We start from the raw sequence: 19177 nt of genomic DNA, 5'->3' as shown, positions 1-19177 counted from the left end.
TTAAAGTTTTTTTCTTAGATCTTTGAAAGCTGCTCGAAGCTCTTCTGTAAAGACTTGTGGCTGTTCCCAGGCTGCAAAATGTCCACCCTTTGAAGCTTTATGATAGTAATACAAAGTAGGGTAAGCACGTTTTGACCAGCTTTCCGGAGCCTGATAAATCTCGTGAGGAAATACCGAAATCGCTACAGGAACTTTTATGTCTTTTGTCTTCTGTGCTTCTGCACTGAAATTATTTTTATTGTTTTCCCAGTAGAAACGAGAAGAAGATGCTCCTGTATTGGTCAGCCAGTACAATGTAATATCGTCGAGAATGGCATCACGGCCAATTACATTTTCAGGATGAAGATCACTTTCACTCCATTCTGCAATTTTTTCATAGAGAAAAGCGGCTAAAGCGCTTGGAGAATCGGAAAGTAAATAGCCTGTAGTTTGTGGACGTGTAACCATCATTCCTCCGTAAGCTGCATTTCTTCCAAAGAAAGTACTCATGGCATTATAAGCCTGTGCTTCTGAAGCAGAAAGTCCGGCAGGAGCAGGATCACCTACATTGATCGGTTTTACAAGCTCAGCAGGAATAGTTGCAGGCATTGTAAGGTGAATTCCTAAAAGACCTGAAGGAGCCTGTTTTGCCAGCGCATCAGAGATTACAGATCCGTGGTCACCACCCTCAGAAACATACTTTTTATAGCCAAGTCTTTTCATCAGTACATCCCAGGCAAGGGCAACACGGTCAGGATTCCATCCCAGTTCGGCAGGGATTTCTGAAAAGCCATAACCCGGAATTGCTGGTATAATCACATCAAATGCATCACTCGCTTTTCCTCCATACTTTACAGGATCAGTCAAAGGACCTATTGTATTGATAAACTCCAGCGGAGAGCCTGGCCAGCCATGAGTGAGTATCAGAGGCATTGCATTAGCTTCCTTTGAACGTACATGGATAAACTGAATATCAAGTCCGTCAATATTGGTTACAAACTGCGGAAGAGCGTTCAGTTTATTTTCCACCTTTCTCCAGTCGTATCCATTGCCCCAATAGGTAATCAGTTCTTTTAACTGCTCAAGCTGAATTCCCTGAGATGCATCTTTCACAGTCTCTTTATCCGGAAAACGGGTTTCGGAGATTCTTTTTTTTAGATCATCTAATTGAGATTGCGGGATACTGATGTGAAAAGGGCGTATACTGGTATCCGATTTTGATGAAGATGTAGTAGCCTTGTTAATCTGTGCTTTTGAAATAGCAGGTGTACTTAGAATAAAAGTTGCTGCTAACATAATGGTTGAAATTGTTGTTTTCATTGCTTTGTTGTATTAGATTTTAGATCTGTTTTTCTTTTTGATGGGACAAAATTATGCGCTGAAAAACAGCTGTTAAACGGGTAATTTGTTCAAGTAGTCATATTCATTAATGAAATAGACATTCCCTGAGGTGAACAGGAAAACGATATAAGTATGAAACAGATGAAAAGAAAGGCTGGAAAAGGGTGCAGTTGCTCATCTCGGAAAAGAATAAAAAAATAAGCTCCGTTCTTGATAAAAACGGAGCTTATTTTGTGAGTACATTTTTGGGAAATTACCCGTGGGCTTCTACAGATAAATCATTCCATTCTTCCCATACTTTTAATCTTTGCTCATAATTGTGTTTTACAAATGGCAGTGCTACTTTCCCAAGCAATAAACGCAATGGAGGATTTTCAGTTTCTGCTAACTTTATCAGGGCAGGAGCTGTTGCTTCTACATTTCCAAATGAGGTTTCAGATTCAGAGAAAGCCTTTTTCACATCATCGTAAGCCGGATTACTTTGGGTATTGATTCCTGTATGCCAGATATTGGATGCATAGCCGTTAGGTTCTACTAAAGTTACATGAATACCGAAGCTTTTCACTTCTGTAGCTAAAGTTTCGCTTAATCCTTCCAGGGCAAACTTAGAAGCATTATAAAGTCCCATAGTAGGTAAAGTTGCCAATCCTAAAATAGAAGAAACCTGAATGATATGACCGCTTTTCTGATCTCTCATAATAGGAAGTACTGCCTGTGTAAGCCATAATGTTCCAAAGAAATTCGTTTCGAACTGTGCTCTGGCTTCCTGTTCGTTTGTTTCTTCAACTGCTCCCGTTAATGCATATCCTGCATTATTGATCAGAATATCGATGCTGCCAAAATGCTGATGAACTTTCTGAACCACTGCTAAAGATTCTTCCCTTTTATCTACATCTAACGTTAAAGGCAATACAGAATCTCCATATTTTTCTTTTAAATCATGGAGGGTTTCAACATTTCTGGCTGTTGCCGCTACTTTGTATCCTTTTGCTAAAAAAGCTTCTGCCCATGCTTTTCCGAAACCTTTTGATGCACCTGTAATTAAAACTGTTTTTGACATTGTTCTGTTTTTTAATTGATTGTTATGATTATACTTTTTATAAAAGTTGTTTTATATTAAATGACCGATCGGTCATATTTGTGACAAAAAAAATTATAGTCCATTTTCCTCTATCATTTTTTTAAGACTGTTGCCAATAACTTCCATTTTATCATTATTACCGGACATTCGTGACATCAGGTGCCCACCTTCCAGCATGGCAAATAAAACCGTTGCAAATTCTGCCGGATTCCAGTCTGCTCTGAATTCTTTATGGGCAATTCCTCTCTCAATAATACCGGAAAGTAAATCCTGACCCTGCTTAATAGAACGGTTTACCTTTTCTTTTACAATGGGATTGGTATCATCAGCTTCCGTTCCGAAATTTAATAAAGGACAGCCTCCTACCACCGGAGGATGATTAGGATCACTAAAAAAATCAATATAAGCGAATAACTGTTCTTTAGAAGTTTTATGTTGGGTTAAAGCTCTTTGAAGTCTGTCGCTTAGCATTTTCATATTATGTTCCACAGCGGCACAGGCCAGAACCTCTTTATTCTCAAAATGGACGTACATACTGCCTTTAGACAATTTGGTTGCCTCCATAATATCACTCATAGAAGTAGCTGCAATTCCTTTTGTATTAAAAATAGGTGCTGCTTTTTCTATAATGAACTGTCTGGTTTCTTCCCCTTTTGCCATGATAAGACTAAATAATGATGCAAATATATGACCGATTGGTCATAAAAACAAACTTTTTTTGATGTTTTTTTGAAAAATGATGAAATATCTGTTTCAATCCCCTGATAGAAGGAAAATGTTGGAAAATAATTTTTAGGGTTTACAATGGCTATACTTTAATTAAATTTCTAAATTTACCCGAAAATTAAAGCAATGGCAAACGGTAATCTGAATGTACGCACTTTGCGCGAGCTCTATCAGCAGCTGGGACTTCCTGTAGATTATCTGGAAGAAGAATCCGGCTTTACCATTCATTACCTGGAAGAAACTTTCCATGATTTACCTTTTCGTTCAGAACCTTTTCGTCCTAATTATTTCAGCTTCTTGTTTATTAAAAGTGCATTCGGATATTATACCATTGATGATCAGAGATTTGAAGTGACTTCAGACACCGTTTATTTCACCAATCCCGGCAATTACCGCATTTTCGAATGGGAAAAACTGGAACATACCTGCCTGATAACCTTTGGAGAAGGATTTTTGAAAGAATATGTACATGATGATGTCTATAATGACTTCTCGTTTCTTTTGTCCGAAGTGGTTTCACCGCGTGTTTTAACTTCCGGTCAGTTTAGTCAGATAGAAGAACTATACACGTTGATTCATAAGGAATATAGAGGAAGTTCCCTGTATAAGAATAAAATTATCGGAGCTCTTGTGATTGCGTTACTGTTGAAAATTAAAGAATATTTCTTCCAGGAATATAATCCTATTTATGAAGGAAACCGAGGCTCTCAGATTGTAAAAAACTTTAAACAGAATATTGAACGGCATTTCAGAGATCTGATTAACGGAAAAACCAATACCCAGTTCAGAGTTCAGGATTACGCAGATCTGCAGTCACTCCATGTTAACTATCTGTCAAGTGTGATCAGTAGTAAAACCGGAAAAACAATCAGTTCATGGATTGCGGATAAAGCGACTACCGAAGCAAAAGTAATGCTGCAGGATGAAGGACTCAGTATCAAAGAAATCGCTGCCCGTCTGGGCTTTCTGGAAACCTCTCATTTCAGCAATTATTTCAAAAAACATACTTCTATCAGCCCTGTGGAGTACAGAAAACAATACTTCAGAAAAGAATCTTAGAAATTTGCAACATCTGCTATAATTCTTGTACGTTCTCCGGAGGTGTAAAGTGCCAACTTTGTCCTATCAAATTAACATTGATAAAAACAAAGTAATATGAGTACATTAAACAACAAAGTAATCCTTGTGACCGGAGCGTCAAGAGGTATCGGGGCTGAAATAGCACAACAATTAGCTTCAGCCGGAGCAAAAATTATTGTTAACTACGCTGGCGGAAAAGATGCTGCTGAAAAAGTAGTTGCATCCATACAGGATAATGGAGGGAATGCGATTGCCATACAGGCAGATGTGAGCAATGCTGAGGCTGTAAAACAGTTATTCGATCAGGCAATCAGTCATTATGGTAAGATTGATGTATTGGTAAATAATGCCGGAATTATGATTACCAAACTGATCAAAGACACTACTGATGAAGACTTTTCCCGTCAGTTTGACATCAATGTAAGAGGAACGTTCAATACTCTGAGAGAAGCTGCCACTAAACTTGCTGATAACGGAAGTATTATCAATTTCTCTTCAACAACTACCAGAGTGATGATGCCAACGTATGGAACCTATGTAGCGACTAAAGGAGCTGTGGAACAATTAACCCGTGTTTTCGCTAAAGAATTGGGAAGCAGAGGAATCAATGTGAATGCAATACTTCCGGGACCTACTAACACCGCATTGTTTACAGAAGGAAAACCTCAGGAAGTAATAGACAGACTGGCTTCTTTAAATGCCTTTAACCGTTTGGGAGAACCTGCTGATATCGCCAAAATTGTTGTCTTTCTGGCTGGTGATGATGCCAAATGGATCAGCGGACAAACGATTGGAGCCAATGGGGCTATGGCTTAATATCATACACCAATACTATTACATTATGAAGACTTTACCAATTGCTATTGCTTTCGGATTTTTCGGAGCGGTTGCTGTCACTGTTTCTTTTTCTTTGCAGTGGCCTACATGGGTGATGTTTGTAGCCTGGGTCAGTTTCTATATTTTCGGTAAAAAGATCGAAACCTCACTTTGGGCACTTTTACAGATTGTACTGGGAATGATGATGGCGATTCTGATACAGGTTTCTGCTGGCGGATTGCAGCAGTTGATCGGAGGGTTAGGTTTTCCCGTGGCAGTTTTCCTGTACATAGGATCATTAGCCTACTTTGCAGGAACAAAAAAGCTGAACAATATTCCTGCCTGGTTTCTGGGTTTAATCATCCTGTTTGGAGCTCATCCTCCACTGGAACCATTGCCTGTACTCAACTTATTAATACCCATTTTAGCAGGATTTCTATTTGCCTGGCTGAACAATAAGGTAGTTGATATGATTCATGAAAGACAGACATCAAAATCAACTGTTCAATAACAACTATTACACACAATCATTATTAAAATTTAAAAAAATGAATTCATTACAAAATAAAGTAGCTGTTATTACCGGCTCAGGAAGAGGTTTGGGAAAAGCTATTGCAGAACGTTATGCTGCGCTGGGTGCAGATATCATATTAAATTATTCCCGTGACAAAGCTTCCACAGATGAGGTAGAAAGCAATATCAAGGCTATGGGAAGAAAGGTTATTTCCGTTCAGGCAGATGTGAGCAAAGTGTCTGAAATAAAATACCTTTTTGAGGAAGCTAAAAAAGCATTCGGGAAAATAGATATTGTTGTTGCCAATGCCGGAATTGAAATGGTGGAAACTCCTGTAACGCAGTTCACGGAAGAACAGTTTGACAGACTTTTTTCCATCAATACCAAAGGGGCTTATTTTACCATGCAGCAGGCAGCTTTGAACGTGGAAGACCATGGACGTATCATTTATGTTGCCTCAAGTACCACAGCTTTTCCTGTTCCCGGGATGGCTGTGTATGGCGGAAGTAAAACAACACCAAGATATTTGGTAGATGTATTGTCCAAAGAAATTGGCCATCGTGGAGTAACGGTGAATACAATTATTCCTTTTGCGGTAGATCATTCGGGAATTTTTGCGGAAGAAGGAAGCTATCCTGAATTGAGAAAATCCCTGATTGACAGCTGTCCGATGGGAAGACTGGCGGAAGTAGAAGATGTAGCCAATATTGCAGAATTCTTTGCCAGTGATCTTTCTTCATTTGTGAACGGGCAGCATTTATTAGTCAATGGCGGAGCTAATCAGTAAAATACTACTATGAATATTTTTAAATTATTAAGTATGGTATTGATGATGGCTTGCAGTCTGAATGCTTGTGGACAGCGGTATCAAAACCATCAACACAAAAAAATAAAGAGTATGGATACTTCGAAAATTAAAAATATAAAAGTAAAACAGGCTATTGAAGCCTTCCAGGCAAGTGATATAGAAAAATGGATGTCTCTTTTTGCTAAAGATGCAGTGTTGCTTGATGATGGTAATCCAAGAGATCTGAAAGAATTTTCAACCCATGCCATTCTTATTGAAAATTTCGTAAGCATTGACAAAGTGGAGGATAACGGAAATTCAGTGTATGGAGCATTCCACAGTGATAAATACGGAGATTTTAAAGCCTATTTTAAATTCCATTTTAATAAAGAAGGGAAAATAAACAAGCTTGAAATAGGGCAGGCAGATAATTAAAAACTCATGAGAAACTCTCTCTCAATACTTTGTTTGGGAGTTTCTGTTTGTATGGAATGAACTATGAAAAAAATCACGATTTTTTTTAACAGAGACAAGGGCTTATTCTTCTTCAGGATGATGATCAGTATGATTCTTTATATAAATCATGGGCATGAAAAACTGTTTCACTTCTCTGAAATGCTCTCGAAAATTGCTGACCCTTTGCATATAGGAAAATTGCCTGGGCTTTTGTTTGCTGCTTTTTCCGATGTTTTTTGTGCGTTACTTTTATTATTAGGTTTCAAAACGAAAATAGCTTCTTTTGTAATTGCATTCAATACTTTGGTTGCGTTTATCTTGGTTCAGCATGGAGATATAACCACCTTCAGAGGAGAAATTGCCCTCTTATTTTTTAGCAGCTCTTTACTCCTGTTTTTTACCGGTCCTGGGATATACAGCCTGGATGAATTCAGGAAGAAAGCAGAATGATTAATTTGTCCATGCAAATTATTAGCTGATAAGCTGGATTAATATAAGAAAACAGTTTAACTCTAAATTTACAAAAAGCTCCTATTTAGGGGCTTTTTATTTAAGACAGATAGACGTATAACTTTTTTTAATCCTAACTTTGCTGCGGTAAAAGGAACTATGAAGAAACTGGAGATTAAAAAAAATATTCAGAAGCAGGAAGATAAAAATTTGTCTTTCAGGGTTTTTGATTTGACTAAAGATCACTTGGATCAATATGCAAAGCCTCACAAAAAAGATCATTTCTGTATTTTTATTGTAGAACAGGGTAAACTTCAGGTGTATATTGAAGATAAAATTCATTGGATAAAAGCGGGAAAAATCTCTGTGATATTTCCGGAACAGGTGCATTTTGTAGGAGATTCAAATGAAGATCTGATGGGGAAGATTATCCTGTTTGAGGAAATACTCTTTTGTTCTGATATTCTGAAAAATGAATTGAGTACCTATAATGTTAATCTTTCTACACAGCTTAACTGTACGATACTTTCAGGGGAAGACTTTGAACAAAGCTTACGCAACACTTCAATCATCAAAGAAATTTACGAACAGCCAACCCTTATAAAGAAAGAACAGGCCAGATTTTACATTAAAATTGTCCTTCTTGGACTCATTGAATCGATTCACGGACTGCATCCGGTTCTACATGAAAAAACAGCAGACCAGCCTATGTACGTAAGGTTTAAAAAGCTGTTGAATGAACATTATAAACAACACAGAACGGTTCAGTATTATGCAGAAGAACTGGCCATTACTTCCAAAAAGCTAAACTCTATTACCAAAAAACATTGTGGAGAGACTGCTATTCAGGCTATACATAACCGTATTTTAACGGAAATTAAACGGCAGCTGATGTTTTCAGACCTTTCCCATAAAGAAATTGCTTTTGATCTGGGTTTTAATTCCCCTTCAGCTCTCAATAAATTTGTAAAAGCAAAGCTCAAAGAAACTCCCACCGAACTTCAGCAGGAACTGGCGCAAATGTATAACGCGTAGTCCCGTTTGTATAACAGGGCTTATGAAGGCTTGTCTAATTTTGTATCATTAAAATCAGATAAGAAAATGAGCAAACTATTTATTGCAGGTGAAGTCTTCCATGGTGCGGGAAGTCTTGATGAATTAAAAAATATCAAAGGAAAAAAAGCAGTTATTGTAACAGGAGGAAGTTCCATGAGAAAAAGCGGAACCCTTGATAAAGCAGTGGCTTACCTTCATGAGGCAGGAATCGAAACACAGATTTTTGAAGGAGTAGAGGAGGATCCTTCTTCAGCAACGTGTCTGAAAGGTGCAGAGGTTATGAATACTTTCCAACCTGACTGGATTATCGGTTTAGGAGGATGCTCTGCCATTGATGCTGCAAAAATTATGTGGGTATTTTACGAATATCCTGAGGTAGAATTTGATGCTTTAATCAAACCTTTTACAGTTCCTGTTTTGAGAAATAAAGCTAAGTTTATTGCCATTCCTTCTACCAGTGGTACAGGAACGGAAACTACGGGGCTTGCGGTGATTACAGATAGAGAGAAAGGCGTAAAATATCCTGTTGTTTCTTACGAATTGACACCGGATATTGCTATTATTGATGGGGAAATCTGCGCTTCAATGCCGGCACATGTAACATCCAATACAGGTCTTGATGCATTGACGCATTGTGTGGAGGCTTATGTTTCAAATATTGATAATAATATTGCAGATGCTTTATCTAAAGGCGGGTTAGAAATTGTTTTTGATAATCTTAAAGAAGCCGTAGACAATCCGAATAACATCCAGGCTCGTCAGAATATGCATGACGCATCATTTATGGCTGGTTTAGCCTTCAACAATGCATGGCTGGGTATTGTTCACTCTCTTTCTCATCAGGTAGGAGCGCTGTACGGAATTCCTCACGGAGCTTCCAATGCTATTTTCCTTCCGAATGTGATCCGTTATAATGCGCTGGCTACAGAACGTTATCCTGAACTTGCAAAGGTTATCGGGAAAGAAACTACGGAAGAACTGGCTCAGGCTATTGAGACACTACGTTCTGAAGTTAACAATCCTTCAGCGATCAAAGATTTCGGAATTTCAAAAGAAGATTGGGATAAAAACCTTGACTATATTGCAGCCAACGCTTTGGCAGATCCTTGTACAGGTTTCAACCCAAGAGTGCCTGTTTTAGAGGAACTGAAAGCAATTTACAATGCCTGTTATGAAGGTGCTGTATATGCAGAGGAAGTTGTTGCAGGATAAGATTTGAAAACACTTCAATGTGTTGACATCTAAAAATATACTATTTATATGGTAAAAAGAAAGAGAACTCAGATTGGGTTCTCTTTCTTCAGTTATTTAATTATTTGACCATGATTTTAATGTTTTCCTTACGATCACTTTCATATAGAATACTCATCATGTAAGCCCCTTTCTCATACGTTGAAAAATCTATTTTGAGATCAAAAATATAGAGGTTTTTCCAGTCGGCAAGCTTTCTTTGAGCCATATCATAAATGATGATGTTCTTTATTTTTCCTTTACTTTTCAGGTAACAAAAATCGGTGACCGGATTAGGGTAAAAGGTAAGCCCGGACTCAATGGCTGGGTCTGCAGTTCCCAGAGAACCGATAGTAATAATCTTACTCAACGTTTCTGAACAGGTATTTTTATTAACTGTCAGGGTGACGGTATAACTTCCGGGAGAGGCATACTGATGAGCCGGATCTGATGAGGGATCCGTGGTGCCATCACCAAAGTTCCATAACATTGAAGTGTAATTGGTGGAGTGATTGGTGAAATTCACATTCGTTCCATTGATTGCGGCAGTAAAGCCCGAATGAAGATGAAACGCATTGCTGTTCCATTGTGCAGGATTATTAAAAAAGACCTGATCAGCAATCTCCTGAAAATTTTCAGCCGTGTTTTGAGGCAGTCCGTTATAAAATGCAGAAGGGAAAACATGATCCTGGAAAACCGCAGAATACATAGAAGCTGCGACAAGGTAACTTCCTTTCGGTCCCGGATGAATATCATTATACGATCCATGAAGAGCCAGATCCTGCGATGAAGTGTAATACTGCCTTGCTGATTCTCCGGCAGGAACCATTTCCACCTGCATCAGGTTAGACATCTTCGTAATGGAATCCTTTATTTTCTGCTGAAAAGTAAAATACACGTTATATTCATTAGCCGAGGGTACTCCATAAGGAATTTCATATAAGAATATTTTGGAACATGGGCTGTATTTTCGGATGGAATCCCTGATTTTGCGGCCACGCTCTGCTGTCACGGAAACAGGATAAGAATGACCTGCAGATTCACCGGTACCGGGCTGCATGATAACATACTTATAGTTTTTTGATTTTATTTTTTGGTACAGTGCAGGATCATCTACGTGATTAACAAACCCGGTTCCTCCCGGAGTATGGGTTGTTATGGAAACATTCTTTCCTTTTGATGCAGCTATATTTTTGAAAATTTCAGGCATGTCATTAAAATACGTGACACTGTTTCCTATAAACAGAACCTCATCGGATTGACAGAAAGATAAGACTGAAAAACCAGTACATATCAGAAAGAGTAGTTTTTTTATCATATCATATGTTTTTTAGATTCTTATTAAAAAAGGTACCTGCGAAAAACCACTTCTACCGCAGGTACACAATACAAACGATGATTAAAAATGTTTTTTTATTATAAACCTTTTAAAAGCACCTGCAGGAAACCCAATCTATACTGCAGGTACAACATAAAAGGTATTTTAAAAATGTCAATTTACTTTGTTAGAGATTTTTTTGATTATTATGAGTTATTGATTGGGGTGTATTATTTTAAAAGTGGCTTATAAAAGTACCTGCAGGTATTACAAATGACCAGCAGGTACACGGTACACTAATTATTACAACTATTTCTTGATTAATTTTGTATTATATGTCGTTTTATCATCCTTTATGGTGATTACATACATTCCTTTGATCAGTGAAGCAACATTGATTTTCTGACTCTCAAGTCTTCCTTCCTGAACAAGTCTTCCGTCTGCACTATAGATTTTGTAATCAGCGTTGCCTTTGATATTTTTTACTTCTATAAATGTATCTGCCGGATTAGGATAGAGCTCAATACCTGATGTGGGCTGAACGGATTCCTTAACAGCCAATGCTGCATTGATCTTTACAGAGAAATCCCATACCGAACCCCTTGAAAAAAGATCACCATTATCATCTAAAGAAGGGCTTGTACACGCATCAGCTGATGCATTGAAAAAACCGCTGGCTACTCTCATTCTTAATGTTTTATCTCCATTGTAAGCATTGGCCGGAACTGCAAATGCAAAACTTCCCTGATGTCTTTTATTGGCATCCGGAGCTGCTCCGTTAATACCAATTCTTTCTGAAGCCTCAAATATTCCGTTTCTGTTGTAATCAATCCATACCTGTATCCAATCCTGATAATTTCCTCCCGCACGATTGGCATAAACAATATAGTTGAGATTATACTGAGCGCCCTGAGTAAGCTGAATTAATTTTGAAGGATCTTCCGAATAGTCTTTATAGGCATGCTGAACGGTAATCCCGTTTCCTGCTAAATCCACATTGGCTAAAGTTACCCTTAATATCCCGCTGAAATACGGACTGTTCGTAGTGTTTCCTCCTGTAGTCATCAGACAGTAATCATATCCTGTGCGTAAACCTTTGGTTTTAAAATTATACGTAGGAGAGAATGCTCCGGCAACATTATTAATAACCGATGCAATGCTGACTTCATAAGACGTTTCATCTTCAAGGTTATTCAATAATACTGAATTAACCGGGCTGACAGCATTAGACCAGTTGGCTGTTCCCACCTTTCTGTAATTCACAGAATAGGTGGCTCCCGGAACATGATTCCAGGAAACGGTTGCAGATGTTTTTAAGATATCATTATCAAATGCTGCGATTCCTGTTGGAGCATTATTTACAGAAGCGGGTGCACTTCCTACGGTTATTGTAGGAGAAACTGCATAGAATATATTTCCAACCGCTGAAATTCTCAGTTTGATATTCCCTTGTAAAGCAGCAGGCATCTGTATTTCAAAACTTCCGTCATTAGGAGTTGAAGTGATCAGTTCTGTCCATGCTGCTCCATTATTGACATCAGTAGTATATTCTATTTTTACATTGGCAGCGTTGTAAGGGGCAAGGTTTGTATTCGCAACGTCCCATGAAATGGTATTGGATGCATTATTATACAGAACAGAAGAAGTACTCAGCCCTTTGAATTTGAATGGGCCGTCGTTTCCTACTGTCACTGTATTTTCTGCTGAAATAGTTAAAGGTCTGTTCGCGTTATTATCCCTTACAGATACAGCATAATGTAAGACTCTAGGGATGTATGAAACGGTTTCCCAGGTGTCTTTATTGGTCAATTTACCACTCATTACGATAGGCAGACTTGGGAAATATCTTCTCCCTGATGCCACTGCTGGATAAGAACGTGTAAGTGATCCTTCTGGATTAAAACCCCAGCCGCTGTCTCCTGAGATGGAACTGGTATTGCTCACGCTGTCATATTGCTCCCAGTTGTAAGTAAGCTGATCCCCATCGGCGTCAACGGCATTTGCTTCCAGATAATACGCTGTCCCCTTAGGAATATTATAGGAAATAAGCGGAGCAATAGCGGGTGCATTATTGTTGGCAATATTTTCAGCAACTCCACAATCTGGTTTATCTTCAAGATTGTTTAATATCTGATTGATAGATGAGTAATGGAAATAGGCATCACTGTTCATCTGAACATTATTGGCTGTGATTCCTGCATAGGCCATGATGGTTGTTCCTCCGCCAGGTTCTATATTGACTCCTGAACCTTCGGTAACAGTCGAAAATGTATGGTTACCTCCAAGCTGGTGCCCCATCTCATGGGCTACATAATCAATATCAAAGGTATCTCCCACAGGGTTGCCATTCTGTGTAAATGCAGAACCTTTTCCTAGCGGTTCCGCTGCTGTTGGGTCGGTACATATGCAGCCTATACAGCCTGCATTTCCATTTCCTCCTGCAGCATTAAAAACATGTCCGATATCATAATTATCATTACCTACCTGAGCCGTTAAGGTTTGTTGCAGCTGGCCATTCAAATCGTTTGTATAAGGATCATTGGCAGGATTGGCATAAATGATATTGGGAAGGTTTTGTATATTCAAATGAATTGCAAATTCTTTTTCAAAAACCCCATTTACACGGGTCATGGTAGCATTCATCTGTGCAAGAGCACCTGCAACACCTCCAAAAAGCTGTGTGTATTCACCTGTTGCAGACAAAGCCAGTCTATACGTTCTATATCTTGAAGCAGCAGGTCTTCCTGTAATATCAACCCCAGGAAGTTTATTTTTTCCGGTGTTTTTTAAAGATTTAATATCCAGACCTTTGCTTCCTTCCATATTACAGGTAAAGCCATGTTCGGAGTCTGTTCTTTGTGTCTTATAGAATACTCCATAAGTCTTTTTATCTGCTGTAATAGGTTCAATGAACTGAAATACACCATCTTTGATAATCATGGACTGTATTTCGTTAGGGGATGTACTGAATCTTATATATTTGGAAGGATCATCAATCCCAACTCCTACATAAGAACCTAGTCCGTATTTTTCCATTAATGATTTTTCCATCACAGGATTGCTGTATACGGCAAACTTTTCAATCTTTCCTTCTGCAGTAGGTAAATGTATGGTGACAGCCTGTGCAGCAGGACCTGTTTTCTCAGCATTTTTTAACAGCTGTATTAATGTATTAATATCCGTTCTATAAGCGTACTGGATTTTTACTTCCCTTCTGATCTCTGAAACTTTTTGTGAAGAAGGCTCCCATCTTTGTGCATTGGAAAGGCAGAAGCCTGAGATCAAAAATAATGATAATAGAGTTTTTCTCATTTTAAAAATTAGGTATTTAAATAGTGGTATTGCGAAGAATGAATATAATATTCGGGTATTCAAAAGTAATTGCTAATTTTGTAATGCAAACAATGTTTTGTTGTTGTTTTGTTATTTAGAGTATGTACTACGTATGTATTGTGTGTAAATTAATAGTAGTGTAGTATTAATATTACATTTATATTTTGTCAGAGTTATGGTAAAAAAGCTAACTGTTTTCTTCTTTTTGATTTCTTCCTTTTTCTATTCACAGCATACAGAAAAGGAACTAAAGAATGTGCTGTTTGATATAGATTTTTCTGCTGCCGGGCCAAAAGAAATAAAAAAAATTGACAGCCTTATTAAGGTTTGTAAAAAAGATTCATATAATGATTGTGCTGCATTAGGATACCTCAAAATTGCCAATATCTACGATAAAATGAATGATACAAAGAAATCCTTTTATTATATCAATAAAGTAGAGAAAGAAAACCTCATCAATTCAGATACTGACTTTGAAGTCATTTTTTATCTCCATATGCAAAAGTCTTTTTTATACCAGAAGCTGGGGGAAAGGGTTGAATCCTTTAAACAATTGGAGGAAATCTATGATGAGGCAATGAAAACAGGTGATGCATATTTTATTTATCTGATTAACCGACAATATGCCAGTAAATATGATGAAGTCAATAAAAAGGAATTGTCATTGAAGTATAATAGAACAGCATACAAATATTCAAAGATTTACAGAGAAAATAAAGGTAACCGCTACAGGATAGATAAAAACAGATTGAGTAACAGCTACAAAACTTCAGCTTATCTTGGAGGAATCTATACTGACCTCAATCAATTAGATTCTGCAAAAATATATATTGAAGAAGCCATTCACAATGAAAAAAAGGTCAATGATATTGGGATAAAATATATTACTGCTTTCTATGCCGGAAGATATTTTAAGGCTGTTAAAAATGTTAAACAGGCTCAGTATTATTTATGGATATGTAAAAATATTGCTAAAAATTATTATAAAAGTGAAAATTATCAGATTGCTGTAGCAGGAGAACTTAAAGCTTTATACGAAAGTCTTGGGCAAAAAGACAGTATCGGTTATTATTCTAATTGGTTGTTGGATATAGAGTCTTTAAGCAGCGAGCAATATCAAACCCTGAATGATACTGTAGATCAACAGAATGAATTAGAAAATGCCGAGAGAAAGAAGGAAACAAAAAGCCTTTTCTTCATCCTGTCATTGAGCATTGCCGCATGTCTTCTCTTTATATTTCTTTTCCTGTATTACTATAGAAAACACAAGAGTAAAAATCTGGATAAGATTGATATTCCTCATCAGATGCCGGTACAGGAGAGTATTTTTAAGGAAGTTATACAGCTCGCCAAAGAAAATAATCCTGAGTTTTTAACTCGTTTCAATGAGTATTGCCCACATTTTTCAGAGGAACTGCTGAAAGTTTCTCCTTTAAAAATTTCGGAAATAAGATTCTGTGCCTATATCTACCTTAATTTTTCTACAAAAGAAATCGCCGAATATACATTTACTTCAGTACGAACGGTACAGACCAAAAAATATAATATAAGAAAAAAGCTGAATATTCCCAGTGATATGGATATTTATGTGTGGTTTTCTAAATTATTGAAATAAAGTCTGGCAACATTCCTCAAAATAAAAGAGGCTATTTCAAAGTGAAATAGCCTCTGCTTTTAAATTAATTTCCGGAGAATTCGGTTATTAATTTCTTATGGTGGAAATATGAATGTATTGTTGTCCGTTGGTATCTTTAAGCTCAATGTTACCAATCATATCATTATAAACAAGGCATGTGGTGTCATTGAACTGATACCCTTCAATAAAAACAGGTCTGTCTTTAGGAAGATTATTTTGTTCATTCAGCATTTCCAGTGATAAACTGTCAGGAAATCCTGCATTTTTTTTAAACTTGATTTCTATTAAACCATGGTCTGCCAGATAATCAAATTTCTTTAAATGGGAAGGCAGACTGGCTTGGGTTTTAAAAACGTTTACCTTTTCAATACTGCTTTTGTAAAGATCAAACATAGTGTCCGTGCCAATGGCATTGTTATAAACCGCAAACTTTACATGGGTGTTTTTTTGAGCCAGAAGTACTCCTGAAAAGAATACAAGAAATAGATATAATAGCTTTTTCATAATTAAAATAAATTTTTTGAAGGTTTGATTAATTTCTGTTTTTTACCATAATCCATCCCGTATATTTTATGGGGGTCTGTTTTTTGTTATTTTCATTCCATCCCATATCAAACCAATAGTTTCCGGTAGATACTTTCTTACCGCCAATGCTGCCGTCCCATTGATATCCGTTTAATTTACTTCCCTCATGAATCTTGCTTCCATAGCGGTCATAAATACTGAATGTGAAATTAGGTTTTCCGGCGAGAGCAGAATAATCAAGCACATCATTTATTCCGTCACCATTAGGAGTGATGATATTAATAAGATTAGGTACTGTAATTTCTACCTCCAGAGGTGTACAATTGTAAGAGTCTTTTACATAAAACGTTTGGGTTCCGCGTGGCACATTGGTAAATACATTTTCATTCTGCCAGTTGATATTATCCATGGAATACTGATACGGCGCTGTTCCTCCGATTACAGAGAGAGTAACCGAATTATTGCTGATGTTAACATCCGAAATAACAGGATGTTCAGAAGGATAAACTTTTACAGTCTGTCTGGTGGTACATTCTCTGTTTTTAAGATCTACCCAATACGTTCCTACTCCGACATTGTTGATGGATGGTGTTGTTGCTCCGGTACTCCATAGGTAAGAGGTAAATCCGGGGCCGGCATCCAGAGTAGTGGTATTTTCCATACAGATAATTTTATCTTTTAATACATCTGAGTAGGAAGGAGGAATAACCGTAAGCGTAACCTCTGCAATTCTGTAACAGCCGTTGGCATTGCTTACCTTAATGTAAACTACTCCGTCAGGAGCGATATAACTGGCTGGGGTTAGGATTTCATTGGTTCCATTGTGGGCATCGGCAGGAGAAGGGTAATATTGTTTGATTGTTCCCGGCTGTACATTCACTCCTGCTGAGGTTAAATTAAACAGAGCCAATACAGGATTGGAAGGCTCAAAACATGACCTTAAGGCTGCATCTTTAACAATTGGGCTTTCGGAAACCGTTAACGTTAAAGTTACCTGCTCACAATCTGTAAAGTCAGGATTGTTTCCACAAAACTTATAAACAATAGTATCTGTACCCATATACCCGAAATTTGGGACATACGTAATCACTCCTGCCGGATCAATGGTAGCGGTACCGTTTGCCGGAGGTGTTAAAATAGTTACTGTACTCGGAACATAACTTTGAGTAGAATTGGTAAACTGAGGGACGATAGCCTGATAGCCTTCGCAGACAGTCATTGCTTTGGTAGACTCTTCAAGACAGGTATACACCTTATAAACCGGAGTGATTGCCGGAGTACATGAACCTACAGCGATTCTTACCGTATAATTTCCGGAAATCAATGGAGTATAAGAGTTGCTATTGGCTCCTGTGATAGGGTTTCCATTCAAAAACCATTGGTAAGTATCATAGCTGTCATCCACTTCAAGTACAATACCAGGAATACATTCTCCTGTCTGTTTAGCAATCAGCGGGATGGATGAGAAACCCGCGAAATAACCTCCATATCCGGATGTGCTGTAGCCTCCATTGATCCCTGCGGTTACAGCTTTGTTAGAAATAACAGTTACATTTCCGGTAATCGATGGGATGGCATAGGTTACCCAGCTGTTATTTCCCGTTAATGGAAAAGGACCTTCTGTTGCCAATGGAGGATTTCCATTGACCGTGACCGTAGCTCCTGCTTCTGTTAAGATATTCAATTTTACAATAGTTCCGTTAGGAACAGTACTTGTTGTTCCTGTTCCGGTGGGCATTTCATTGATCTTTCCGATTTCATCAATTTTTCTGGGTAAAAAGCAGTTTAACGGCGGAATATAGTTGAATCCACATGTTGCACTACTGTTATTCACAGAAACCAATTGGTATAAATAGACATTTTTTGAAGTGGTAATAAACATGTTAAAATGCCCGGAAGTTCCCTGCTGAACATAATTGTTTCCTGAAATTCTGTAAAAATCACCACTGTTGATGGTAGCAATAGGGGTGTTGGAACCATTAATAAATATCTGGGTATGATCTTCCGTTCCAACAATGATACCTCCTTCCAGATCATCATTGGTAGATCTGGTTCTTACCATGGCAAAAGTACTTCCCAGTCTTTCTGTAGGGACAGACTGATCGAGAATGGCATCGGATCCTGATCCGGTATTGTTTCCAAAATTTCCGTTGACATTTCCGTTGGTAAGGGTAATGGGTTTATCAGATACAATTTTAGCCCCGATAAAAGCAGACTGGTTTTGGCCACCCGTCCCGGGACCACCTGCAAAAATAAAAGACTGTCCTTTATTAAGGGTAATAGTTTGTGTGTTGGTTACAGGTGCTGCTCCAAAGAACGTTACGGTTCCGCTCCATGTGGCAGTTACTACCGTATTGTTTTCAGTGGCCAGGATCCCTGCTGTAAAATTATATCCGCTAAGTGATGAGGTAGTAGGAGTTCCTGCGACATAGAATTCCTTACCAATCCCTGCTTTTCCTTTACTTGTTATAATTTCAGCGTGTGTAGTATTGCTTACCATTCTTAATGAACAATAAAATGGCTTTGTTCCCTGCACATGCAGTCCTTTGTTGATAACACTATAAGCATCTGACGTTACATTGGCAGCGATAACAGCAATGGGTACAACAAATATCTGAGGAGCCCCTTTACTGATGGTAACATTCCCGATCGGAGTATTGTTGTTGTTTATCGTCACCACAAAAGGAGTTGCAGAATCAGTAGAAAGATATAATGCCTGTGTATAACTTGTGGAGGCATAATAAGGAGCAAACCAGTGATCGGTGTCTCTTTGAGCCGAAATATGAATGCCCAAAAGAATGAATAATAAACTGAATATAATATTTTTCATGAATTACAGAATTTTGATT

The 19177-nt window shown here is 37.8% G+C and carries 16 protein-coding genes; 9 read left to right on the top strand and 7 right to left on the bottom strand.

Annotated elements, in window-relative coordinates; genetic code table 11:
* From CQ022_RS05615 to CQ022_RS05605, 3 genes are all read right to left on the bottom strand, one after another.
* Window positions 1-1299, bottom strand: coding sequence for an epoxide hydrolase family protein (locus CQ022_RS05615; RefSeq protein ID WP_105681962.1), 1299 nt, complete (start codon window positions 1297-1299; stop codon window positions 1-3).
* A 274-nt stretch (window positions 1300-1573) separates the two neighbouring features.
* Window positions 1574-2380: an SDR family NAD(P)-dependent oxidoreductase gene (locus CQ022_RS05610; protein ID WP_105681963.1), complete on the bottom strand. Its 807-nt coding sequence runs from the start codon at window positions 2378-2380 to the stop codon at window positions 1574-1576.
* 93 nt (window positions 2381-2473) lie between these two features.
* Window positions 2474-3061, bottom strand: coding sequence for a TetR/AcrR family transcriptional regulator (locus CQ022_RS05605; RefSeq protein WP_105681964.1), 588 nt, complete (start codon window positions 3059-3061; stop codon window positions 2474-2476).
* 192 nt (window positions 3062-3253) lie between these two features.
* On the opposite strand from CQ022_RS05605, the gene CQ022_RS05600 reads away from it, so the two are divergent.
* From CQ022_RS05600 to CQ022_RS05565, 8 genes are all read left to right on the top strand, one after another.
* Window positions 3254-4186 (top strand): helix-turn-helix domain-containing protein, encoded by a 933-nt coding sequence (locus CQ022_RS05600; RefSeq protein WP_105681965.1) that lies wholly within the window; start codon window positions 3254-3256, stop codon window positions 4184-4186.
* A 96-nt stretch (window positions 4187-4282) separates the two neighbouring features.
* The gene (locus CQ022_RS05595; RefSeq protein ID WP_105681966.1) at window positions 4283-5023 is read left to right on the top strand and encodes an SDR family oxidoreductase; all 741 of its coding nucleotides are present in this window, start codon (window positions 4283-4285) and stop codon (window positions 5021-5023) included.
* A 25-nt stretch (window positions 5024-5048) separates the two neighbouring features.
* On the top strand, window positions 5049-5534 hold the full coding sequence (locus tag CQ022_RS05590) for a DUF1097 domain-containing protein (protein ID WP_105681967.1): 486 nt from the start codon (window positions 5049-5051) through the stop codon (window positions 5532-5534).
* Between the two features lie 37 nt (window positions 5535-5571).
* Window positions 5572-6324 (top strand): SDR family oxidoreductase, encoded by a 753-nt coding sequence (locus CQ022_RS05585; RefSeq protein ID WP_105682753.1) that lies wholly within the window; start codon window positions 5572-5574, stop codon window positions 6322-6324.
* Window positions 6325-6333: 9 nt separating this feature from the next.
* Window positions 6334-6759 (top strand): nuclear transport factor 2 family protein, encoded by a 426-nt coding sequence (locus CQ022_RS05580; RefSeq protein WP_228421586.1) that lies wholly within the window; start codon window positions 6334-6336, stop codon window positions 6757-6759.
* Between the two features lie 63 nt (window positions 6760-6822).
* Window positions 6823-7230, top strand: coding sequence for a DoxX family protein (locus CQ022_RS05575; protein WP_105681968.1), 408 nt, complete (start codon window positions 6823-6825; stop codon window positions 7228-7230).
* 159 nt (window positions 7231-7389) lie between these two features.
* Window positions 7390-8265: an AraC family transcriptional regulator gene (locus CQ022_RS05570; RefSeq protein ID WP_105681969.1), complete on the top strand. Its 876-nt coding sequence runs from the start codon at window positions 7390-7392 to the stop codon at window positions 8263-8265.
* A gap of 66 nt (window positions 8266-8331) precedes the next feature.
* A complete protein-coding gene (locus tag CQ022_RS05565; RefSeq protein WP_105681970.1) occupies window positions 8332-9498 on the top strand; it encodes an iron-containing alcohol dehydrogenase in 1167 nt (388 codons plus the stop codon).
* 100 nt (window positions 9499-9598) lie between these two features.
* Here the strand turns inward: CQ022_RS05565 and CQ022_RS05560 are convergent, their stop codons facing one another.
* A complete protein-coding gene (locus tag CQ022_RS05560) occupies window positions 9599-10834 on the bottom strand; it encodes a PKD domain-containing protein (RefSeq protein WP_105681971.1) in 1236 nt (411 codons plus the stop codon).
* 309 nt (window positions 10835-11143) lie between these two features.
* On the bottom strand, window positions 11144-14146 hold the full coding sequence (locus CQ022_RS05555) for a reprolysin-like metallopeptidase (protein WP_105681972.1): 3003 nt from the start codon (window positions 14144-14146) through the stop codon (window positions 11144-11146).
* A gap of 196 nt (window positions 14147-14342) precedes the next feature.
* Between CQ022_RS05555 and CQ022_RS05550 the strand changes: the two genes are divergently transcribed.
* Window positions 14343-15782, top strand: coding sequence for a helix-turn-helix transcriptional regulator (locus CQ022_RS05550; protein WP_105681973.1), 1440 nt, complete (start codon window positions 14343-14345; stop codon window positions 15780-15782).
* A gap of 87 nt (window positions 15783-15869) precedes the next feature.
* Here the strand turns inward: CQ022_RS05550 and CQ022_RS05545 are convergent, their stop codons facing one another.
* Window positions 15870-16307, bottom strand: coding sequence for a hypothetical protein (locus CQ022_RS05545; protein WP_105681974.1), 438 nt, complete (start codon window positions 16305-16307; stop codon window positions 15870-15872).
* Window positions 16308-16335: 28 nt separating this feature from the next.
* A complete protein-coding gene (locus CQ022_RS05540) occupies window positions 16336-19158 on the bottom strand; it encodes a T9SS type B sorting domain-containing protein (RefSeq protein WP_105681975.1) in 2823 nt (940 codons plus the stop codon).
* Between the last annotated feature and the right edge of the window lie 19 nt (window positions 19159-19177).

The sequence above is a fragment of the Chryseobacterium culicis genome (assembly GCF_002979755.1).
Taxonomy (GTDB): domain Bacteria; phylum Bacteroidota; class Bacteroidia; order Flavobacteriales; family Weeksellaceae; genus Chryseobacterium; species Chryseobacterium culicis_A.
This window is presented reverse-complemented; position numbering and strand designations above follow the sequence as displayed.